20 protein-coding genes are annotated in these 20,542 nt (G+C 71.2%); 14 read left to right on the top strand and 6 right to left on the bottom strand.

Translation table 11 applies throughout. From position 1 onward, the window contains the following. Nucleotides 1-18: 18 nt before the first annotated feature. Nucleotides 19-927: an RNA polymerase sigma factor SigF gene (locus ACZ46W_RS19085; protein ID WP_468338918.1), complete on the bottom strand. Its 909-nt coding sequence runs from the start codon at nt 925-927 to the stop codon at nt 19-21. 240 nt (nt 928-1,167) lie between these two features. Here ACZ46W_RS19085 and ACZ46W_RS19080 point away from each other — a divergent pair, with 240 nt between their 5' ends. From ACZ46W_RS19080 to ACZ46W_RS19055, 6 genes are all read left to right on the top strand, one after another. Continuing rightward, nucleotides 1,168-1,536 (top strand): STAS domain-containing protein, encoded by a 369-nt coding sequence (locus ACZ46W_RS19080; protein WP_366128583.1) that lies wholly within the window; start codon nt 1,168-1,170, stop codon nt 1,534-1,536. A 152-nt stretch (nt 1,537-1,688) separates the two neighbouring features. After that, nucleotides 1,689-2,252 carry an ATP-binding protein gene (locus ACZ46W_RS19075; RefSeq protein WP_468338915.1) on the top strand — a complete coding sequence of 188 codons (564 nt, stop codon included), beginning with the start codon at nt 1,689-1,691 and terminating at the stop codon, nt 2,250-2,252. A gap of 131 nt (nt 2,253-2,383) precedes the next feature. Continuing rightward, nucleotides 2,384-3,070: a peptidase gene (locus ACZ46W_RS19070; RefSeq protein ID WP_468338913.1), complete on the top strand. Its 687-nt coding sequence runs from the start codon at nt 2,384-2,386 to the stop codon at nt 3,068-3,070. 4 nt (nt 3,071-3,074) lie between these two features. Next, on the top strand, nt 3,075-3,854 hold the full coding sequence (locus ACZ46W_RS19065; RefSeq protein WP_468338911.1) for a COG1470 family protein: 780 nt from the start codon (nt 3,075-3,077) through the stop codon (nt 3,852-3,854). Then, a complete protein-coding gene (locus ACZ46W_RS19060; RefSeq protein ID WP_468338909.1) occupies nt 3,851-4,855 on the top strand; it encodes a neocarzinostatin apoprotein domain-containing protein in 1,005 nt (334 codons plus the stop codon). The genes ACZ46W_RS19065 and ACZ46W_RS19060 overlap by 4 nt, the downstream gene beginning before the upstream one ends. 14 nt (nt 4,856-4,869) lie before the next feature. Further along, nucleotides 4,870-6,234: a hypothetical protein gene (locus tag ACZ46W_RS19055; RefSeq protein WP_468338907.1), complete on the top strand. Its 1,365-nt coding sequence runs from the start codon at nt 4,870-4,872 to the stop codon at nt 6,232-6,234. 69 nt (nt 6,235-6,303) lie between these two features. Here ACZ46W_RS19055 and ACZ46W_RS19050 read toward each other — a convergent pair whose 3' ends face one another. After that, nucleotides 6,304-7,824, bottom strand: a complete 1,521-nt coding sequence (locus tag ACZ46W_RS19050) for a peptide MFS transporter (protein ID WP_468338905.1) — start codon at nt 7,822-7,824, stop codon at nt 6,304-6,306. A 489-nt stretch (nt 7,825-8,313) separates the two neighbouring features. Between ACZ46W_RS19050 and ACZ46W_RS19045 the strand changes: the two genes are divergently transcribed. Together ACZ46W_RS19045 and ACZ46W_RS19040 are read left to right on the top strand one after the other, a co-directional pair. After that, nucleotides 8,314-8,991, top strand: coding sequence for a response regulator transcription factor (locus ACZ46W_RS19045; RefSeq protein WP_468338903.1), 678 nt, complete (start codon nt 8,314-8,316; stop codon nt 8,989-8,991). A gap of 18 nt (nt 8,992-9,009) precedes the next feature. Continuing rightward, nucleotides 9,010-10,281, top strand: a complete 1,272-nt coding sequence (locus ACZ46W_RS19040) for an ATP-binding protein (RefSeq protein ID WP_468338902.1) — start codon at nt 9,010-9,012, stop codon at nt 10,279-10,281. A gap of 12 nt (nt 10,282-10,293) precedes the next feature. On the opposite strand, the gene ACZ46W_RS19035 is transcribed toward ACZ46W_RS19040, so the two are convergent. Then, on the bottom strand, nt 10,294-10,818 hold the full coding sequence (locus ACZ46W_RS19035; RefSeq protein ID WP_468338900.1) for a GtrA family protein: 525 nt from the start codon (nt 10,816-10,818) through the stop codon (nt 10,294-10,296). A gap of 84 nt (nt 10,819-10,902) precedes the next feature. On the opposite strand from ACZ46W_RS19035, the gene ACZ46W_RS19030 reads away from it, so the two are divergent. The 4 genes from ACZ46W_RS19030 to ACZ46W_RS19015 all read left to right on the top strand — a co-directional run bounded on the left by ACZ46W_RS19030 (nt 10,903) and on the right by ACZ46W_RS19015 (nt 15,451). After that, entirely contained in the window at nt 10,903-12,075 is a 1,173-nt protein-coding gene (locus ACZ46W_RS19030) for a 5-(carboxyamino)imidazole ribonucleotide synthase (RefSeq protein ID WP_468338898.1), read from the top strand. Further along, entirely contained in the window at nt 12,072-12,596 is a 525-nt protein-coding gene (gene purE / locus ACZ46W_RS19025; protein WP_468338897.1) for a 5-(carboxyamino)imidazole ribonucleotide mutase, read from the top strand. Before ACZ46W_RS19030 ends, purE begins: the two co-directional genes overlap by 4 nt. Beyond that, on the top strand, nt 12,593-13,786 hold the full coding sequence (locus tag ACZ46W_RS19020; RefSeq protein ID WP_468338895.1) for a dipeptidase: 1,194 nt from the start codon (nt 12,593-12,595) through the stop codon (nt 13,784-13,786). Before purE ends, ACZ46W_RS19020 begins: the two co-directional genes overlap by 4 nt. Before the next feature lie 603 nt (nt 13,787-14,389). Beyond that, nucleotides 14,390-15,451 (top strand): dipeptidase, encoded by a 1,062-nt coding sequence (locus ACZ46W_RS19015; protein ID WP_468338893.1) that lies wholly within the window; start codon nt 14,390-14,392, stop codon nt 15,449-15,451. A 3-nt stretch (nt 15,452-15,454) separates the two neighbouring features. On the opposite strand, the gene ACZ46W_RS19010 is transcribed toward ACZ46W_RS19015, so the two are convergent. Further along, a complete protein-coding gene (locus ACZ46W_RS19010; protein WP_468338891.1) occupies nt 15,455-15,832 on the bottom strand; it encodes a VOC family protein in 378 nt (125 codons plus the stop codon). A gap of 28 nt (nt 15,833-15,860) precedes the next feature. Continuing rightward, complete coding sequence (locus tag ACZ46W_RS19005) at nt 15,861-17,204, bottom strand: UDP-glucose dehydrogenase family protein (RefSeq protein ID WP_468338889.1); 1,344 nt, start codon at nt 17,202-17,204, stop codon at nt 15,861-15,863. 202 nt (nt 17,205-17,406) lie between these two features. Between ACZ46W_RS19005 and ACZ46W_RS19000 the strand changes: the two genes are divergently transcribed. Continuing rightward, a complete protein-coding gene (locus tag ACZ46W_RS19000; protein WP_468338887.1) occupies nt 17,407-18,555 on the top strand; it encodes an acyl-CoA dehydrogenase in 1,149 nt (382 codons plus the stop codon). A 50-nt stretch (nt 18,556-18,605) separates the two neighbouring features. Here ACZ46W_RS19000 and ACZ46W_RS18995 read toward each other — a convergent pair whose 3' ends face one another. Continuing rightward, entirely contained in the window at nt 18,606-19,865 is a 1,260-nt protein-coding gene (locus ACZ46W_RS18995) for an LCP family protein (protein WP_468338885.1), read from the bottom strand. A 119-nt stretch (nt 19,866-19,984) separates the two neighbouring features. Here ACZ46W_RS18995 and ACZ46W_RS18990 point away from each other — a divergent pair, with 119 nt between their 5' ends. Beyond that, a complete protein-coding gene (locus ACZ46W_RS18990) occupies nt 19,985-20,524 on the top strand; it encodes an acyl-CoA thioesterase (RefSeq protein WP_366128563.1) in 540 nt (179 codons plus the stop codon). Nucleotides 20,525-20,542 lie beyond the last annotated feature (18 nt).

Genomic DNA, 20,542 nt, shown 5'->3' with positions numbered 1-20,542 from the left:
GCACGCGCTTCGCGGGCGTCATTCTTCCAGGGTGAGGCCCTTGCGAAGTTTGCCCAGCGTGCGGGAGAGCAGACGGGAGACATGCATCTGCGAGATGTTGAGCTCCTCGCCGATCTCCGACTGCGTGAGCCCGGCGACGAAGCGGAGGGAGAGGATCTTCCGGTCGCGTGCCGGGAGGGAGGCGATCAGCGGCTTGAGGGACTCGATGTACTCGATGCCTTCGAGCCCGTGGTCCTCGTAGCCGATGCGGTCCGCCAGCGCGCCCTCGGTGTCATCCTCCTCGGGCTGGGCGTCGAGCGAGCTGGCGGTGTAGGCGTTGCTCGCCGCCATGCCCTCGACGACTTCTTCCTTGGTGATCCCGAGCTTCTCGGCGAGCTCGCCCACGGTGGGCGAGCGGTCGAGCTGCTGGGCCAGTTCGTCCCCGGCCTTGGCCAGGTCGAGGCGGAGTTCCTGGAGCCGGCGCGGGACGCGTACGGACCAGGAGGTGTCGCGGAAGAACCGCTTGATCTCTCCCACGATGGTTGGCATCGCGAAAGTGGGGAACTCGACCCCGCGGCTGAGTTCGAAGCGGTCGATGGCCTTGATGAGACCGATGGTGCCGACCTGGATGATGTCCTCCATCGGCTCGCTGCGGGAGCGGAACCGGGAGGCGGCGAACTTGACGAGGGCGAGGTTCAGTTCGACCAGCGTGTTGCGGACGTACGCGTACTCGTGCGTGCCCTCCTCGAGCGTGTCGAGGCGCGCGAAGAGTGTCTTGGAGAGGGCCCTCGCGTCGAGTGGTTCGACCTCGTCGTACGGAGGGATGACGGGCAGGCCGAGCTCTTCTGTCCCGAGCTGCTCGTAGGTGTCGATCTGGGGGTCGATCTGGTGGGGCGGAGTTGCCGACGGCGCGTGGGGGGTACGCGTTTCGTCGAGCCGGGGTGACATGGTCTCCTCCATCGTTCTCGGCATATGGCCGCCGATGCCCAAAGAATGTGGCTGCGGTGTGCGGCGCCTCCAAAGCCGGCCGTGTTGGTTGTGTCCCTACTAGCCCTACCCGCTTCCTACGGATCGTTGCAAGTGTCAATTGTCCCATATGTCCGGCTTGTGGTTAAGTCTCGACTACCGGCGGCCCGACAGAAGGCGTAGGGTTCTACCGACTCAACGGCATCGGCGAAGAGGGACGGCATGGACCGCGGGACGGTCGGCAGCGCGAATCAGGGCCGACTCAAGGTCGGGGTCCGGACGGAAGGCCGCAGCGAAGTTCTCACGCCGGCGGGTGAGCTCGATCACCACACCGCCGAGCTGCTGCGCGAGCCGCTGGACGCCGCGCTGGATCAGGGCCGCACACGCCTGGTGATCGACTGCTCGCAGTTGGCATTCTGCGACTCCACCGGGCTGAACGTGCTGCTCGGGGCACGCCTGAAGGCGGAGGCCGCGGGCGGTGGGGTGCATCTCGTCGGGATGCAGCCCGTGGTGGCCAGGGTGTTCGAGATCACTGGTGCCGAGGCGGTTTTCACCGTCCACGACTCGCTGGAAGCGGCGCTCGCCGACTGACGCGACAAAGCGGGGGGTGTCGTCCCGGTCGGGACGGGCAGAAGAACCCCGCGGCAACTGTACGGAGGGGCTCCACACTCTCTGTGACGGCCCCGTGGCTGCTTTGTGACGACGTAATGGCGACTTGGTGAATTCGGTGAGGTGAAGCGCTGATGGGTGCCACCCAGCAGCATCCGCCGAGCGATCTCGGCCCCCAGCCGGACGGCTCCGGCGCTGGTGCCGCGCTCCCGGCTGCCCCCGCCGCGCCCACCATGCCGGAGGTGAGGTCCGACATGTCAGGTGCGGCGTCCGGGGCGACTCCCGCGGGACGCCGGACGCGGCGGCTCTCGCTGGGCAGCGCCAGCGGGATCGTTCCGCTCGCCCGGGACTTCACGAGGCAGGCGCTCTACGACTGGGGGTGGCTCCCGGCCGCCACCGCCGACCGGCGGGCCGCAGCCGAGGACGTCCTGCTCGTCGTCTCCGAACTGGTCACCAACGCGTGCCTGCACGCCGAGGGCCCCGAGGAGCTGCGCGTCTCGCTCGACGCGAAGGTGCTCCGGCTGGAGGTGGAGGACCGGGGCGCCGGTCAGCCCGCGCCGCGCCAGCCGCACCGGGCCGGGCGGCCGGGCGGGCACGGCATGTTCATCGTCCAGCGCCTCTGCCTGGACTGGGGCGTCGTCCGGTCCACGGGCATGCCCGGCAAGACGGTCTGGGCGGAACTGGCGGCCCCCGCTTAACCTCGCGGGAACCTTTCGGCGTACTTGTGGAGCGCGGCGATACGCCGTGCTCTTTGTCTTCCCTCCCCAACGTCACGGGCGTACCTTGAGCGCCAATCTGATGAGCCGTCAGACATTGGGGTGATCTCGAGGTGTCGTACCAGAAGCGGACAACTCCGGCGCTGGCGGCGGCGGTCACGGGTGCGATGGTGCTGCTGGCCGCCCCCGCGGCCCACGCCACCGTCGTGGACGTCGACTACGCGTGCCGGACGCCGATCGGGCCCAAGGGCGCCGTATCGCCCATCGACATCACGAGCGTGAAGAGCGGCAGCGGCTACAAGCTCACCATGACGTTCCGCAAGGGTGTCTCCTCAAGCCCGGTGGAGCTCGGCAAGGGCGCCATGAACCCGAGCGCGGTCATCAAGGTCGGCGGCGCGGACAGCGGCACGCTCACCGTCTCCGGACCGCCCAACGACCGGGCCATCCCCGCCAACACCCCCATCAAGATCAGCGACTTGACGGGTACGTACACCCCGAGGAAGAGCGGCAAGGTCACCTTCACCGCCGGGGTGCTGACCATCAAGGCACTCGGTACGACCACGACGTGCACGCCCAAGAACAACCCCAAGCCGTCACTGGAGCTGGACGTCACGGCGTCCGGGTCCGGGTCGGCGTCCGGGTCCGGGCCCGGGTCGGGGTCCGGGTCTTCCGGCGCCGGGGAACTGCCCAGGACCGGGCCGCTGGACTCGGCGCTCGCACTGGGCACGCTCGGCGGCACGGTGCTGCTCACGGGCGCGGCCGGGGCGCTGTGGCTGACCCGCCGGACCCGCCGGGCGTGATCCCGTGCGCGCCCGCGTCGTGGCCGCCGCCCTCGCCGCCGTACTGGTGCCCGCCACGCCCGCGACGGGTCACGCGGCCGAGGCCCGGCCGTACATCTACCTGGAGGGGCCGCCGGGCACCGTGCTCCAGGACACCCTGTCGCTGACCAACCCGGGCAGGCGGCCGCTCACGCTGCGGCTGCGCGCCACCGCCCCGTGGGTCGCCTTCGCCGCGAACCCGGTGACCGTGCCGCCCCGCACCCGCGCCGAGGTGCCCTTCTCCGTCACCGTCCCGCCCGACGCCCCGCCCGGCGACCACACGGGCGCGCTGTTCGCCGGGGACGGCGCCGGGGGCGAGGTGACCGTGCCGGTACGGCTGCGGGTCGGCGGGCCGCGCCTCGCGGCGCTCACGGTCGAGGACGTCCGGATCACGGGCGGGGCCATCCACTACACGCTGGTCAACCGCGGCAACACCGTCCTCGTACCCCGCCTCGCGGTACGCGCGGAGGGCCTGTTCGGCGAGGTGCTGCGCCGCGCGGAGCGCCCGCTGCGGCTGGAGCTGCGGCCGGGCCGCCGGGTGGAGCTGACCGAACCGTGGGCCGACCGGGACCGCCCGGCCCTGGACCGGGTCACCGTCCGGCTGGACGCCACGGCCGCGGGCGGCGCCCGGGCGGGGGCGGAGGCGGCCAGGACCTTCGGCACGTGGTGGGCGGGCGGGGCGTCGGCGGTGGCGGTGGCCGTGGCGGGCGCGGTGACGTGGCGGATACGGCGCCGGGGGCGCGGGGCGAGGGGAGCGGAAACGTGAGGGCGAGCCGGTGGGCGGTGGTGGCCGCGCTGGTGGCGTGCGTGCTCGTGGGGCTGCCCGGACCGCCGGCGCCCGGCGGGGCCGCCGCGGCGGACCGTGGCCCCGCCGTCACGCTCTCCCGCCCCGAGGCGGCCAAGGGCACCGAGATCACGGTCAGCGGCGCCGGCTGGCGGCCCAAGGCGCTGCTGATGCTGCTGGTCTGCGGCCAGAACATGCGCGGCGGCACCAACTCCTGCGCCAACGCCCAGGGGCGCGCCGTCACCACCGACGCGTCCGGCGCGTTCACCAGGAAGGTTCCGGTCGCGGCGCCGCCCAAGCCCTGCCCGTGCGTGGTCCACGTGGCGACCGTGACGGGTGACCCCGCCACGGTGGACGCCCCGCTGAGGATCACCGGCCACCCGGTCGCCCCCCTGCCGGAGCCGTCCGGTGACGGCCGGCTCGCCGTGCTGGCGGCGCCCCGGCTCGAAGGGTCCAGCGGCGTCCTCGTCCTCTTCGGCGCCCCGGCCCGGCGCCGGGTCGTCCTCACGGTCGGCAACCTCGGCACGGCACCGGTCGAGGACCCCGTCTTCCAGGTCGGCACCGCGCACGGCGTGTACGCCCCGCAGTGGGAGGAGCGGCAGTGGCGCGGCACCGTCCGGCCGGGCCGCAAGGCGCTGGTGGAGCTGCCGGTCCAGCTCGCGGCGGGCGCGCACGGCGACTACCAGGTGTCGGTGAAGTACGGCGGCAAGGTCCTGGCCGAGCAGCCGTGGCGGGTGGGGCGGCCCTGGGGCGTGACGCTCTTCTGGGTGCTGCTCGCCGTGGTCGTACCGGCGGGCCTGTACCGGGCGGGGATGGCGGTCGTGGACCGCGTACGCCCGCGGCGGCCCGATCGCCCCCACCGCGCCGGGCGCCGGCGCGCCGCCGTACCCGTGACAGAGCCCACCCGCACGGCGGGCCTGCCCTGGTTCGCCCCGGACTCCGCACCGTCAGAGAACCGACCCACGACGAAGGGACATTCGTGAGCACGCAACGGAGGATGAGCGCGGCCGGAGTCGCGCTGATGCTCGGCGGCGCGGGGATCCTGCTGGCCGCGGGACCCGCGCAGGCGGCCGAGGTGTCGTACGGCACGGAGTGCGTCCCGCCCCCCATCTCCGGTCTGCCACCGGTGCGGGGCACGACCAAGGTGCAGATCACCGCGCCGGCGGAGGCGAAGGTCGGCGACGAGGTGGAGGTGGTGTGGAAGACGGTCGAGGCCGCGTCCAAGAATCCGGACATCCTGGATTTGGAGAAGGACACGGTCAAGCCGACCGGCGTGGTCGAGGTCGCGGGCGCGCAGACCGGCGACCTGGCGATGGAGGGCCCGCGGCAGAACCCGCCGATACCCAAGAACAGCCCGATGGTGCTGCCGGACATGAAGGGCAAGCTGAAGCTGACCGCGCCGGGGGAGATCACGCTGACCCCGGGGGCGTACACGATCAACGTCTCCAAGCCGCTGTCCACGGACACCAAGTGCGCGCCGAAGGAGACGGTGCGGCCGGCTCACACGATCAAGGTCACCGACGGCGCCGGTCCGCCCACGACGGGCGGTACGACCAGCAGCGGCGGTACCAGCAGCGCCGGCGGTACCAGCAGCAGCGGTGGGTCGAGCGGCAGCGGTGGCACGAGCAGTACCGGTGGCACGAGCAGTACCGGTGGCTCAAGCGGTTCTGGTGGCACGAGCAGTGCCGGTGGCAGCACCGGCGGTGGCGGCGGGCAGACCGACTTCGAGGGCAAGGAGGTCTCCGTCGCGTACGCCTGCAAGACGCCCATCGGCGACAAGAACGCCACCTCCCCGGTGAAGATCAACGCCAAGCGGAACGGCGGGAACTTCGACCTCACGGTGAAGTTCTCCAAGTCCGTGATGGACAGCCCCGCCGACATCCCCAAGGACTCGGTCAAGCCGTCCATGGAGGTCAAGCTCGGCAGCGCGGACAAGGGCTTCGTCCACGTCGAGGGCCCCACCAACAAGGAGCCGATCAAGGCGGGCGACCCGATCGAGATCCCCGACCTCACCGGCACCTACAAGCCCGGCGCCACCGGCAAGGCGACGCTCAGCCCGGGCGTCCTGACCGTCAAGGCGCTCGGTACGACGACGACGTGCACCCCGCCCGCGAACGTGCCGGTCTCCCTGGAGCTCGACACCTCCGCCCAGCCGGGCGGCGCCTCCGGCGGCACGTCCACGTCCGGCGGCACGGGCGCCGGTGGCTCGACCGGCGCCACGTCCACCTCCGGCGGCGGCCTCGCCGACACGGGCGCCGAGGACGCGGGCGCCCTGCGCGCCCTCGCGCTGGTCGCCGGCACGGTGATCCTGCTGGGCGGCGCGGTGTTCACGTTCACCCCGTGGCGGCTGCTGCGGCGGTGACACGGCGAAGGGCCGCCGCCCCGGACGGATCCGGTGCGGCGGCCCTTTTGAGGACCGCGGACGAACGCGTCAGTGCACGTTGCCCATCAGCGTCTGGACCTTCTTGCGGTACATGAAGACCGCCACACCGGCGGCGGCCGCCAGCGACGCCTCCATGGCGATGATCCCGGTGCCGTTGAGGTCGACACCCGCCAGGGACAGCAGACCCGTGGTGCAGTCGCCCGCGGTGACCGCGAGGAACCAGACACCCATCATCTGCGAGGCGTACTTCTGCGGCGCCATCTTCGTGGTCACCGACAGGCCGACCGGGGAGAGGCACAGCTCACCGATGGTCTGGATCATGTAGATCGACACCAGCCACATGGGCGAGACCTTGGTGCCGTCACCCGCCATGCCCATCGGGACGATGAAGACGAAGAACGAAGCGCCCACCAGCACCAGGCCCATCGCGAACTTCACGATGGTGTTGGGCTCCTGGTCCTTACGGGCCAGCCACAGCCACAGCCAGGCGAAGACCGGGGCCAGCGCCATGACGAACAGCGGGTTCAGCGACTGGTACCAGGTGGCCGAGAAGGCGAAGCCGAACACGGTGTCGGCGGTCTTGCTGTCCGCGAAGAGCGACAGGGTCGAACCACCCTGGTCGTAGATCATCCAGAAGATGGCGGCGGCCACGAAGAACCAGATGTAGCCGTTCATCTTCGACTGCTCGGTCGACGACAGCTCCTTGTCGCGCTTGATGCGGACGAGGACGGCGACCGGGATGACCAGACCGGCGAGGGTCAGCGGGACCAGCGCCCAGTTCAGGGTGAACGCGCCGATGGCGACGACCACGCCGTAGAAGACGGCGACGGCCAGCACCGCACCCGTGACCTTGAGGAGGATCGTGCGGCGCTCCTCCGGGCTCAGCGGGTTGGGGACGATGTTGCTCTTCGGGCTCAGGTGGCGCGTACCGAGCAGGAACTGGAGCAGACCCAGGCCCATGCCCAGCGCGGCGAGCGCGAAGCCGAAGTGCCAGTTGTGCTCCTTGCCGACCGTGCCGATGACGAACGGGGCGACGAAGGCACCGAGGTTGATGCCGATGTAGAAGAGCGTGAAGCCACCGTCACGGCGCGGGTCCTCGGGACCGTCGTAGAGGTGGCCGACCATCGTGGAGATGTTGGCCTTCAGCAGACCGGAACCGGCGGCGACCAGGATCAGGCCGACGAAGAACATCGCCTGGCCCGGCAGCGCCAGCGACAGGTGGCCGACCATGATCACGGCACCGGCGATCGCGACGGTCTTGCGGGCGCCCCAGACGCGGTCGCCGAACCAGCCGCCCGGCATGGCCATCAGGTAGACCATCGACACGTAGACGGAGTAGATGGCCGTGGCCGTGGCCGCCGTCATCGCGAGTCCGCCGCCCTGGCTGCCCGTGGCGGCGTCGGCGCCGCCCGAGACCAGGTAGTACACGAGCAGGGCGCGCATGCCGTAGTAGCTGAAGCGCTCCCACATCTCGGTCAGGAAGAGAGTGGCCAGGCCGCGGGGGTGGCCGAAGAAGGTCTTCTCGCCGCCAGCGGTACTGGCCGAGTCCTTCGTCAGGCTGGACGCCATGGGTCGATCCTTGCTTGCTCGGGACGCGCTGCGCTTCGTGAGCGGTCACGCGCCCGGTGGGGGGCGGCCGGCACCGGCACGTTCCCGATCCGCCCCTACGCCCGAACAGGGGTTCGCCCCCGTGCCGGGCACGGAGGCGAGGGGATCAGACGCACCGGGATCCACGCCCCGGACATGTCACCACGTCACGGGGCCCGGCCCACAGGTCATTCACTGACTCAAGACTGGCGGAACCGGCCTTGCGCAGAAAGGGGCCTTAGGCGTGGTTAACGGCCCAAAGGTCCCGGAGTAGTGCATCAGGCGTCTCGCCACCATACGACACGACACTGCGGCATATGGAAGGACTTGAGAGATGGATCACAGGTGTCGGCGGAACCGGTGAAGCACTTTTGAAGGTGTTACCCAGGATGTCACCTCGAACACGCAGGTCCTGTTGATCATCGTGCGATCCCCCGGCGGCGCTCGTACGGCGCGGACTACCATCACCCCATGACCCGTGTACTGCTCGCCGAGGACGACGCATCCATCTCGGAACCGCTGGCCCGCGCCCTGCGGCGGGAGGGGTACGAGGTCGAGGTACGGGAGGACGGACCCGGCGCGCTCGAGACCGGGCTGCAGGGCCATGTCGACCTGGTCGTGCTGGACCTGGGCCTGCCCGGGATCGACGGCCTCGAAGTGGCCCGGCGGCTTCGGTCCGAGGGGCTCACGGTGCCGATCCTGGTGCTGACGGCCCGCGCCGACGAGGTCGACACCGTTGTCGGGCTGGACGCGGGCGCCGACGACTACGTCACCAAGCCGTTCCGGCTCGCCGAGCTGCTCGCCCGCGTACGGGCGCTGCTGCGGCGCGGTGCCAGCGAGCCCGTCCCGGCCCCGTCCACCCACGGCGTGCGCATCGACGTCGAGTCGCACCGCGCCTGGATGGGCGACGAGGAGCTCCAGCTCACCGCCAAGGAGTTCGACCTGCTGCGCGTCCTCGTCCGCGACGCCGGCCGGGTCGTCACCCGCGACCAGTTGATGCGCGAGGTGTGGGACACCACCTGGTGGTCGTCCACCAAGACCCTCGACATGCACATCTCCTGGCTGCGCAAGAAGCTCGGTGACGACGCCGCGAACCCCCGGTACATCGCCACCGTGCGCGGCGTGGGCTTCCGCTTCGAGAAGAGCTAGGCACCGAAAGCAGGCACAGTGCGCCGCCGACTGATCAACTCCACGCTCGCCGTGGTCCTCGTCGTGATCGCGGTCTTCGGGGTCTCCCTGGTCATCGTCGAGACGCGCACCATCAGCAGCAGTGCCCAGGAGAGCGTGGACTCCGAGGCGGTCAGCCTGGTCAGCATCGTCGACAGCCGGCTCGTCGGCGGCGAGCCGGTCAACCCCGACATCCTCGCCGAGCAGAGCGGCGCCAAGCGGTACGCCCTGATCGACATCCCGGGCCGGGCCCCCATCGAGATCGGCGAGCGGCCCCGGGACAGCGTCATCCGGGGCGTCGCCCAGGGCGACCGGGGCGTGACGGTCACCGTCGAGGAGTCCCGCTCCACCGTCACCCGCGAGGTCGGCCGCACCCTGCTGATCATCGGCGCCGTGGCGCTGCTCGCCGTGATCGCCGCCGTTCTCCTCGCCGTACGCCAGGCCAACCGCCTCGCCTCGCCGCTCACCGACCTCGCCGAGACGGCCGAACGCCTCGGCTCGGGCGACCCCCGGCCCCGCCACAAGCGGTACGGCGTGCCCGAGCTGGACCGGGTCGCCGACGTCCTCGACGCCTCCGCCGAGCGGATCGCCCGGATGCTCACCGCCGAGCGGCGACTGGCCGCCGACGCCTCGCACCAGCTCCGTACGCCGCTGACCGCGTTGTCCATGCGGCTGGAGGAGATCTCCGAGACCGACGACCTGGCCACGGTGAAGGAAGAGGCGCACATCGCGCTCACCCAGGTCGAGCGGCTCACCGACGTCGTCCAGCGGCTGCTGACCAACTCGCGCGACCCGCGCACCGGCTCGGCCATCGCCTTCGACCTCGACGAGGTCGTCAAGCAGCAGATCGAGGAGTGGCGGCCGGCCTACCGCAGCGCGGGGCGGGCGATCGTCCGGTCCGGCAAGGTCGGCATGCGGGCCGTCGGCACCCCCGGCGCGGTCGCCCAGGTGCTGGCCGCGCTGATCGAGAACTCCCTGATGCACGGTGGCGGCACGGTCGCGCTGCGCACCCGGGTCACCGGCAACCAGGCCGTCGTCGAGGTCACCGACGAGGGGCCGGGCGTACCGCCGGAACTGGGGGCGCGCATCTTCGAGCGGACCATCAGCGGACGCAACTCCACCGGCATCGGCCTCGCCGTCGCCCGCGACCTGGCGGAGGCGGACGGCGGGCGCCTGGAACTGCTCCAGCAGCAGCCGGCGGTGTTCGCGCTGTTCCTCAGCCGTGAGGTGCGCAGCCGCAAGGAGAAGAACGAGCCCCCGACGATCCGCTAGCCGCCGGCGGTACTAGCGGCGCGGGGCGACCGGCTCACCGGACCGTTCCGACTCGGGCCGGCGCTGCTCCAGGAACGATTCGGCGGTCTGCACGGCCTCGCGGCCCGGCAGCGTACGGAAGACCCACGTGCGGTACGACCAGAAGCGGAACAGGGTCGCGACACCGATGCCGAAGAACTTGAAGAAGTTGTTCTGCAACGGGCTGTCCCACCCGAAGCCGTACGTCGCCGTGTACAGCACACCGTTCTCGATGACCAGCCCGACCAGGCTGAACAGCAGGAAGAGCGTCAGCTCCTTCGTACGGCCGCTCTTGTCACGGTCCCGGTACGTGAAGTAGCGGAAGCCCACGTAGTTGAACGCGATCGCGACGACCGTGGCGATCAGGCTGGCCCGGACGACCGGGATCTCCGTGGTGTGCCGCACCAGGTTGAAGACCGCCATGTTGACCAGCAGGCCGAGGCCGCCGACGAGACCGAATTTGGCGATCTCGCGGACGAGCTGGTCCAGCCGCACCCGCAGTGCGCCTCGTTCACTCATGGTGATCTTTCAGCCCCGTCCGGTCGAGTGGTCCAACCAAGCCATGCTAACCACCCGCCCCTGAGCCCGCGCGGGGACGGAGAAATGCCGGTCGCCGGGGCCGGATACCCTAAGAGGGTGACGTTCCCGGTAGTAGGCATGGTGGGCGGCGGTCAGCTCGCCCGAATGACCCACGAGGCGGGTATCCCCCTCGGTATCAAGTTCAAGCTCCTCAGCGAGACCCCGCAGGACTCCGCGGCGCAGGTCGTGAGCGACGTCGTCATCGGCGACTACCGCGACCTGGACACGCTGCGTGAGTTCGCACGCGGCTGCGACGTGATCACGTTCGATCACGAGCACGTACCGACCGAGCACCTGCGGGCCCTGGAGGCGGACGGCATTCCCGTCCGGCCGGGGCCCGACGCGTTGGTGCACGCCCAGGACAAGGGCGTGATGCGGGCCAGGCTCGACGAGATCGGCGCCCCGTCCCCGCGCCACCGCATCGTGACGGACCCCGCGGACGCGGCGGCCTTCGCCGCCGAGACCGGCGGCTTCCCGATCATCCTCAAGACGGTGCGCGGCGGCTACGACGGCAAGGGCGTGTGGTTCGTCCGCTCCGAGGACGACGCCCGCGACCCGTTCCTGGCGGGCGTGCCGGTCCTCGCGGAGGAGAAGGTCGACTTCGTCCGCGAGCTGGCGGCGAACATCGTCCGCTCGCCGCACGGCCAGGCCGTGGCGTACCCCGTCGTCGAGTCCCGGCAGGTCGACGGCGTCTGCGACACCGTGATCGCCCCCGCGCCCGACCTGTCGCCCGAGCTGGCCGGCCAGGCCCAGGAGCTGGCGCTGCGCATCGCCAAGGAGCTGGGCGTCGTCGGCCACCTCGCCGTCGAGCTGTTCGAGACGCGAGACGGCCGCATCCTGGTCAACGAGCTGGCCATGCGCCCCCACAACTCCGGCCACTGGACCCAGGACGGCGCGGTCACCTCCCAGTTCGCCAACCACGTCCGCGCGGTGCTCGACCTGCCGCTGGGCGACCCGCGCCCCCGCGCCACGTGGACCGTGATGTGCAACGTCCTGGGCGGCGACTACCCCGACATGTACCAGGCCTACCTGCACTGCATGGCCCGAGACCCCCAGCTCAAGATCCACATGTACGGCAAGGACGTGAAGCCCGGCCGCAAGGTGGGGCACGTCAACACCTACGGCGACGACCTCGACGACGTGCTGGACCGCGCGCGTCACGCCGCCGGCTACCTGCGAGGAACGATCACCGAATGAGCAGCCCCCTCATTGGCATCGTCATGGGATCCGACTCCGACTGGCCGGTCATGGAAGCCGCGGCCCAGGCCCTCGACGAGTTCGAGATCCCGTACGAGGTCGACGTCGTGTCCGCGCACCGCATGCCGCGCGAAATGGTCTCGTACGGCGAGCAGGCCGCCGACCGGGGCCTGAAGGCGATCATCGCGGGCGCCGGCGGCGCCGCGCACCTGCCCGGCATGCTCGCCTCCGTGACGCCGCTGCCCGTCATCGGGGTGCCCGTCCCCCTGAAGTACCTGGACGGCATGGACTCCCTGCTCTCCATCGTCCAGATGCCCGCGGGCGTCCCCGTGGCGACCGTCTCGGTGGCCGGGGCGCGCAACGCGGGCCTGCTGGCCGCGCGCATCCTCGCCACCTCCGACCCGGACCTCCTGGCCCGGATGCAGGACTTCCAGCAGGAGCTGAACGACCAGGCGACGGAGAAGGGCAAGCGGCTGCGGGCGAAGGTCGAGGGCTCGGCGTCGTTCGGCTTCGCCAAGTGACGGGGCGGTCCGGACTCGTGGACGAGGCGCGCGAACTGCTCGCCTCGTACCCCGTGGTGGACGGCCACAACGACCTGCCGTGGGCGCTGCGGGAGAACGCCGGTTACGACCTGGACCGCCTCGACGTCGCGGCCGACCAGACGGGCCGGCTCCACACCGACATCCCCCGGCTGCGGGCGGGCGGGGTCGGGGCCCAGTTCTGGTCGGTGTACGTGCGCAGCGGCATGGCCGGTGACGACGCGGTCAGCGCCACGCTGGAGCAGATCGACTGCGTCGACCGGCTGCTGGCCCGGTACCCGGCCGACCTGGCGCCCGCGCTGACCGCCGACGACATGGAGGCCGCCCGTGCCTCCGGGCGCATCGCGTCGCTCAAGGGCGCCGAGGGCGGCCACTCCATCAACAACTCGATGGCCACGCTCCGCGCGCTGTACGCCCTCGGCGTCCGCTACATGACGCTCACCCACAACGACAACGTGGCGTGGGCCGACTCGGCGACGGACGAACCGGGCGTCGGCGGTCTGTCGCCCTTCGGCCGCGAGGTCGTACGGGAGATGAACCGGCTCGGCATGCTGGTGGACCTCTCCCATGTGGCCGACACGACGATGCGCGACGCGCTGGGTACGTCCGAGGCGCCGGTGATCTTCTCGCACTCCTCCTCCCGGTCGGTGTGCGACCACCCGCGCAACATCCCCGACGACGTCCTGGCTCTGCTGCCCTCCAACGGCGGCGTCGCCATGGCGACGTTCGTCCCCAAGTTCGTCCTCCCCGCCGCCGTCGACTGGACCCGGCGGGCCGACGAGAACATGCGGGCGCACGGCTTCCACCACCTGGACACCACCCCGGAGGCGATGCGCGTCCACGCGGCCTTCGAGGAGGCCAACCCCCGCCCGGTCGCCACCGCCGCCACGGTCGCGGACCACCTGGACCACATGCGGGAGGTCGCGGGCATCGAGCACGTCGGCATCGGCGGCGACTTCGACGGCACGGCGTTCACGCCGTCGGACCTGTCGGACGTCTCGGCGTACCCGAACCTGATCGCGGAGCTGCTCCGCCGCGGCTGGTCCCGCGCGGACCTCGCGAAGCTCACCTGGCAGAACGCGGTCCGCGTCCTCCGCGACGCGGAATCCGTCTCCCGGTCCCTGTCGAGCCGCGCGCCCTCCACTGCCACGCTGGCCGCGCTGGACGGCTGAGGCCGACTCACCCGTCGTGGGCGGTCGCCGGTCGCCTGGGTTCCGTTGTGGGCAGTCGTTCCGCAGGGCGGAACGGGTGGGCACAACGGACCGGGGCGGTGCCTGTTCCCGGTGCCCCACGGGGGCGGTGCCGTGACGGCCACCCCGGTGGGTGGGGCGCGGCCCCTCCGGGCTCACCTCCTTGAGGCCGGCGGCCTTGGGTACGCCGGGTCGGGAGCCCTTTCGACGCCGCCAACCTCTGCGGGGGCGACCCTGCACGGCCACACCCCGGTCGTATGCCGGGTGCGGGCCGGTGGTTCCGGAAGACGGCGAGAAGGGGCCGTGCAGGGTCGCCCCCGCTGGGGGTCCCCCCACGCCCTCCGGGCGGGGACGATCGGCGGCGGGATACGGCTACTACGAGACCGGCTCGGCACCCCGCCGACGGCGAGGAGGTGAGCCCGGAGGGGCCCCGACCAGACCCACCGGCCGCAACCGACCCCGCCCGCGCGCCGCACATCCTGTGGTCACCCGAACGCAGTACGTCACCGCGACCCCCGACTGGCCCCGTGCCACCGTGGCCGTATCGAGAAGCGGCTCGTCGTGACCCCCGGAGCGGAGCTCCCCATGGCAGACCTGCAGGACCACCCCTACGCGGCACCCTCCGCGATCGGTGAGCTCGACGACACGCCCGACGGCGCCGCCGAGGCGCCCACGCCGGCTGAGGTCGACATCGAGCGGGCCCGGGTACTGCTCGCCGCGCAGCTCGTCGTGGACGGTCACAACACCCTCGCCCAGGAGCTCGACCGCACGCACTGGCACGACCTCCAGCACGGCTCGGCGCTCCTCGACACCGACATCCCCCGCATCCGCGCGGGCGGCGTCGGCGCGCAGTTCTGGTCGCTGCACGTGGCGCCCGGGCCCGCCGCCGTCCAGGAGACGCTGGACCGAATAGACGCGGTACGGACCCTCATCGCGTCCTGCCCCGAGGCCCTCCGGCTCGCCCTCACGGCCGCCGACATGGCCGAGGCCCGCGACTGCGGCCGGATCGCGTCGCTCCTCGGGCCCGTCTCCGGCGCCGCCCTCGGCGACTCGCTGGCCACCCTGCGCGCCTACCACGCGCTCGGCGTCCGCAGCGTGAGCGTGGCCGGTACGCGCTGGACCGCCGACCCCACCGGGCTGACGCCGTTCGGGGAGGAGGCGGTCCGCGAGATGAACCGCCTCGGGGTCCTCGTCGACCTCTCGGGCGCCTCCGAGGCCACCATGGACCGGGTCCTCGACGTGTCGAAGGCGCCGGTCATCCTCTCCCACTCGGCGGCCCACGCCCTCACCCCGCACTCGGCCAACGTCCCCGACGACGTACTGCGCCGCCTGCACGCCAACGCGGGTGTCTGCATGGTGACCTTCGCCCCCGACCAGGTCACCCGCCACGGTGACCAGCCAGCCACCCTCTGGGACGTGGCCGACCACGTCGAGTACGTCCGCGAGGTCGCCGGGCCGGAGTGCGTCGGCCTGTCGGGCTCGTACGGCATGACGACCGACGCCCCGCACACCATCGGGCTGGAAGACGCGTCCTGCTACCCGAACCTGATCGCCGAGCTGCTGCACCGCGACTGGTCCGAGGCCGACATCGCGGCCCTGACCTGGGGCAACGCGGCCCGTGTCGTACGCGAGGCCGAGCAGCCCTGACGGTCAGGCGCGGCACAGGCAGAACGGGTGCCCCGCCGGGTCCGCGTACACCCGGAAGTCCCGCTTCCCCCCGTCGTCGTCCACGTCCAGCGGCCGGGCGCCCAGCGCGAGGACCTGCTCGTGCGCGGAGTTCATGTCCTCGACGTCGAGGTCGAGGTGGAGCTGCTGGGAGTTCCGGTCGGCCCGGGGCCACTCGGGCGGGCGCAGGTCCGGCGCGCGCTGGAAGGCGAGCCGCTGCCCGTCGGGGAGGTACAGGTTGATCCAGTCCCCGTCGCCGGGGTCGCCCTTCACGTCGCCGCCGAGGATCGCGGCGTAGAACTCGGCGAGCCGACGCGGCTCGGGACAGTCGATCGCGGTGAGAATCAGTTTCGCGAAACCCATGGCAGCCGGGTGCCCCGAAGCCCCGGGATCACGCCCGCGGCCGGCCCATCGCCCGGAACGTCCAGCCCGCTGCCCGCCACGCGGCGGCGTCCAGCGCGTTCCGCCCGTCCAGGATCACCCGTGACGCCACGACCTCGCCCAGCTCCGCCGGGTCCAGCTCGCGGAACTCGCGCCACTCCGTCAGGTGCAGCACCACGTCCGCGCCCCGCACCGCGTCCAGCGCGCTGTCGGCGTACCCGAGCGTCGGGAACAGCCGCCGGGCGTTGTCCATGCCCTTCGGGTCGTACACGGTGACCTGGCCGCCCTGGAGGTGGATCTGACCCGCGACGTTCAGCGCGGGCGAGTCCCGCACGTCGTCCGAGTCCGGCTTGAACGCCGCTCCCAGTACCGCCACCCGCTTGCCGAGGAACGTGCCGTCGCCGAGGGCCTCGCGCGCCATGCCGACCATCTGGCCGCGGCGGCGCATGTTGATGGAGTCGATCTCGCGGAGGAAGGTGAGCGCCTGGTCCGCGCCCAGCTCACCGGCGCGCGCCATGAAGGCCCGGATGTCCTTGGGCAGGCAGCCGCCGCCGAAGCCGATCCCGGCCCGGAGGAACTTCGCGCCGATCCGCTCGTCGTACCCGATGGCCTCGGCGAGCTTGACCACATCGCCCCCGGCCGCCTCGCACACCTCCGCCATGGCGTTGATGAAGGAGATCTTGGTCGCCAGGAAGGAGTTCGCGGAGGTCTTCACCAGCTCCGCCGTCGGGAAGTCGGTCACCACGAACGGCGACCCCTCCTCGACCGGAGTGGCGTACACCTCACGCAGCAGCTTCTCCGCCGCCGCGCTCTCCACGCCCACCACGATCCGGTCCGGGTGGAGCGTGTCCTGCACGGCGAAGCCCTCGCGCAGGAACTCCGGGTTCCACGCCAGCTCCGCGTCGGCGCCCACCGGCGCCCGGTCGGCGAGCAGCCGCGCGAGCCGCTCCGCGCTGCCGACCGGCACGGTCGACTTGCCGACGACGAGCGCGGGCCGCCGCAGGTGCGGGGCGAGCGAGCCGAAGGCGGCGTCGACGTAACTCATGTCGCACGCGTAGTCACCGTGCTTCTGCGGGGTGTTCACACAGACGAAGTGGACGTCGCCGAACTCGCCGACCTCCTCCCATGAGGTGGTGAAGCGCAGCCGCCCGGTGGAGCCCTCGATCCCCGCGACGTGCCGGTGCAGCAGCTCCTCCAGGCCCGGCTCGTACATCGGGACGCGGCCCGCCGAGAGCATCTCGATCTTCTCGGGGACGACGTCGAGCCCGAGCACCTCGAAGCCCAGCTCCGCCATGGCCGCCGCATGGGTGGCGCCGAGGTATCCGGTGCCGATCACGGTGATCTTGAGGGCCATACGGTGCTCCATTGACGGACGGGAAGGAGTGCGGGCCCGAGCATAGTCGGGCCCCGCCCCGGGCACCGTTCTCCCGTGGTCGGCGCTGTCGTCAAACTCACGTATGCCTCGCTCGGCCCTCCCACTAAAATTCGGGTTACTTAACGGTAGTTAGCAGCACTCAGGGGAGTGAGAGTAGTGGCGCCAAAGGGAGAAAAGCACCGTGCCTGACTTCGATCTGTACCGCCCGTCCGAGGAGCACGACATGCTCCGCGACGCCGTCCGCTCGCTCGCCGAGGCGAAGATCGCGCCGTTCGCCGCCGCCGTGGACGAGGAGGCCCGCTTCCCGCAGGAGGCCCTCGACGCCCTGACCGCGAACGACCTGCACGCCGTGCACGTCCCCGAGACCTACGGCGGCGCGGGCGCCGACGCGCTCGCGACCGTGATCGTCATCGAGGAGGTCGCCCGCGTCTGCGCCAGCTCCTCCCTCATCCCGGCCGTGAACAAGCTCGGCTCGCTGCCCGTGATCCTCTCCGGCTCCGAGGAGCTGAAGAAGAAGTACATGACCCCGCTCGCCAAGGGCGACGGAATGTTCTCGTACTGCCTCTCCGAGCCCGACGCGGGCTCGGACGCGGCCGGTATGAAGACCAAGGCCGTCCGCGACGGCGACCACTACGTCCTCAACGGCGTCAAGCGCTGGATCACCAACGCCGGCGTCTCCGAGTACTACACGGTCATGGCCGTCACCGACCCGTCCAAGCGCTCCAAGGGCATCAGCGCCTTCGTCGTCGAGAAGGGCGACGAGGGCGTCTCCTTCGGTGCCCCGGAGAAGAAGCTCGGCATCAAGGGCTCCCCGACCCGCGAGGTCTACCTCGACAACGTCCGCATCCCCGCCGACCGCATGATCGGCGAGGAGGGCACCGGCTTCGCCACCGCGATGAAGACCCTGGACCACACCCGCATCACCATCGCGGCCCAGGCACTCGGCATCGCCCAGGGCGCGCTGGACTACGCCAAGGGCTACGTCCAGGAGCGCAAGCAGTTCGGCAAGCCGATCGCCGACTTCCAGGGCGTGCAGTTCATGCTCGCCGACATGGCGATGAAGATCTCCGCCGCCCGCGCGCTGACCTACCAGGCCGCCGCCGCCTCCGAGCGCGGCGACGCCGACCTCACCTACCTGGGCGCGGCGGCGAAGTGCTTCGCCTCCGACATCGCCATGGAGGTCACCACGGACGCCGTCCAGCTCCTCGGCGGCTACGGCTACACCCGTGACTACCCGGTCGAGCGCATGATGCGCGACGCCAAGATCACCCAGATCTACGAGGGCACCAACCAGGTCCAGCGGATCGTCATGGCCCGCAACCTGCCGTAACACCCGCACGTAAAGGGCCCGCACCACGTGGTGCGGGCCCTTCGTCGTACCTACTTCTCCGTGACGGTGACCTTCTCGTCGTTCTGGATCTGCTGGACCAACTGCTGCACCTTGGCCTTGTCCCAGACCAGGTTGCCGCCGCGGGTGCCGTTGATCGGCATGTTCATCGACGTGCCGTCGCCGCCGCTGATGCCCTTCATGGCGAAGAACATCTCGCCCAGGTCGAACAGCGACATGTCCTTGTCGACGATCAGCGTGTCCAGACCCGCACCCATCGTCGGGTACAGCTTGAACGGGTTCAGGATGGTCCCCGGCGTCGCCGCCTGGCTCGCCAGCGCGGACAGGAACTTCTGCTGGTTCTTCGTACGCGCGAGGTCCGACTCGGCGAAGGCGTACCGCGTCCGTACGAACGCCAGCGCCTGCTCGCCGTTGAGGGTCTGCTTGCCGGCCTGGAAGTCGGCGCCGGACTTCTTGTCCTTGAAGCCCTTCTCGATGTTCATCTCGACACCGCCGAGGGCGTCGACGATGTTCGCGAAGCCGGCGAAGCCGATCTCGGCGTAGTGGTCGATGCGCAGCCCGGTGTTGTGCTCGACCGTGCGGACCAGCAGCTCGGGGCCGTCCTCCGCGTACGCGGCGTTCAGCTTCACGCGCCGGCCCTGGGCCGGGAACGTCTTGCCGGAATCGGAGCCCACGAACTTCGGAATCTCCACATCCGAGTCGCGGGGCAGCGAGATCATGGTGTTGCCGCTGCCGCAGGCCGCCAGGATCATCATCGAGTCGGTGCGCTTGCCCTCGGCGGAGCCGGTGTGGAGCTTCTTCTTCTCCTCGGCCGTCATGCCCTCACGGCTGTCGGAGCCGACGATCAGGTACGTCGTGCAGTCGCCCTCCTTGGGGCGGTCGATGACCTTGGCGAGGTCGACCTCGCGGCGCATCTTGCCGTCGGCCCAGAAGTACGTGCCGATCGTCGTGCCGAGCACGGCCACCAGGACCACGATCGACCCGATCTTGATGCGGCGGCGCCAGTCGGGGGCGCTGACCGAACCACGGTCGTGGCCGCGCGGGCCGCCACCGCGAGCGCCTCCCTGCGGGGTGCCGTAGACCTGCCCGGTGTTGTAGCCGCTGTCGTAGGCGTCGTCGTACCCCCGCGACTGCTGCTGCGGGACCGGCGGGGCCACCGGCGGGCGCTGCGGCGGCGCGGCGGGGCGCTGCACGTGGCGCATCCGGCGGGCGCCCTCGGGCTGGGCGTCGGCGCTGCCACGGCCGTAACGCGCGTTGCGGTCGTCGGTCCATCCTTCGGGCCAGTCGTTCATGCGGACCAGTGTGCAGGCCGCCCCCTGGACCCCGACAGGGTGGGTGGGGAATCGGGTCGCGGCTGTAGCGAACCTGATGCAATGAGGGGCGGGACGGACTCGGGCATAGGGTGGAGGGCATGACAGATCAGGCCTCCGAGCTGCGGGGAAAGCCGACCTCGGCCTCCCGCACCACCCTCAGCCACATCATGACCGGCAATGACACCAACCTCCTCGGCACGGTGCACGGCGGTGTGATCATGAAGCTGGTGGACGACGCGGCGGGCGCCGTCGCGGGCCGCCACTCCGGCGGGCCCGCCGTCACCGCCTCCATGGACGAGATGGTGTTCCTGGAGCCGGTCCGCGTCGGCGACCTGGTCCATGTGAAGGCGCAGGTCAACTGGACCGGCCGGTCCTCCATGGAGGTCGGCGTCCGGGTCCTGGCCGAGCGCTGGAACGAGTCCACGCCCGCGACCCAGGTCGGCTCGGCCTACCTGGTCTTCGCCGCCGTCGACGCGGACGGCAAGCCCCGCCCCGTCCCGCCCGTGATCCCGGAGACCGAACGCGACCAGCGCCGCTACCAGGAGGCCCAGATCCGCCGCACGCACCGCCTCGCCCGCCGCCGCGCGATCAAGGAGCTGCGCGAGAAGCGCGCGGCGGAGGGCCTGGACGAGGCGTGACCCCGCCCACCGCGCCCC

It is taken from the genome of Streptomyces sp. NPDC031064 (assembly GCF_055570965.1).
The sequence above is the reverse complement of the archived record's forward strand: the minus strand, read 5'-3'. Positions and strand labels throughout refer to the sequence as shown.

Bases quoted from the DNA above. Each gene is read 5' to 3' on its own strand.
- ACZ46W_RS19085 (WP_468338918.1), bottom strand. From the start codon at position 927: ATGTCACCCCGGCTCGACGAAACGCGTACCCCCCACGCGCCGTCGGCA.
- ACZ46W_RS19080 (WP_366128583.1), top strand. From the start codon at position 1,168: ATGGACCGCGGGACGGTCGGCAGCGCGAATCAGGGCCGACTCAAGGTC.
- ACZ46W_RS19075 (WP_468338915.1), top strand. From the start codon at position 1,689: ATGGGTGCCACCCAGCAGCATCCGCCGAGCGATCTCGGCCCCCAGCCG.
- ACZ46W_RS19055 (WP_468338907.1), top strand. From the start codon at position 4,870: ATGAGCGCGGCCGGAGTCGCGCTGATGCTCGGCGGCGCGGGGATCCTG.
- ACZ46W_RS19050 (WP_468338905.1), bottom strand. From the start codon at position 7,824: ATGGCGTCCAGCCTGACGAAGGACTCGGCCAGTACCGCTGGCGGCGAG.
- ACZ46W_RS19045 (WP_468338903.1), top strand. From the start codon at position 8,314: ATGACCCGTGTACTGCTCGCCGAGGACGACGCATCCATCTCGGAACCG.
- ACZ46W_RS19035 (WP_468338900.1), bottom strand. From the start codon at position 10,818: ATGAGTGAACGAGGCGCACTGCGGGTGCGGCTGGACCAGCTCGTCCGC.
- ACZ46W_RS19030 (WP_468338898.1), top strand. From the start codon at position 10,903: ATGCCGGTCGCCGGGGCCGGATACCCTAAGAGGGTGACGTTCCCGGTA.
- purE (WP_468338897.1), top strand. From the start codon at position 12,072: ATGAGCAGCCCCCTCATTGGCATCGTCATGGGATCCGACTCCGACTGG.
- ACZ46W_RS19015 (WP_468338893.1), top strand. From the start codon at position 14,390: ATGGCAGACCTGCAGGACCACCCCTACGCGGCACCCTCCGCGATCGGT.
- ACZ46W_RS19010 (WP_468338891.1), bottom strand. From the start codon at position 15,832: ATGGGTTTCGCGAAACTGATTCTCACCGCGATCGACTGTCCCGAGCCG.
- ACZ46W_RS19005 (WP_468338889.1), bottom strand. From the start codon at position 17,204: ATGGCCCTCAAGATCACCGTGATCGGCACCGGATACCTCGGCGCCACC.
- ACZ46W_RS18995 (WP_468338885.1), bottom strand. From the start codon at position 19,865: ATGAACGACTGGCCCGAAGGATGGACCGACGACCGCAACGCGCGTTAC.
- ACZ46W_RS18990 (WP_366128563.1), top strand. From the start codon at position 19,985: ATGACAGATCAGGCCTCCGAGCTGCGGGGAAAGCCGACCTCGGCCTCC.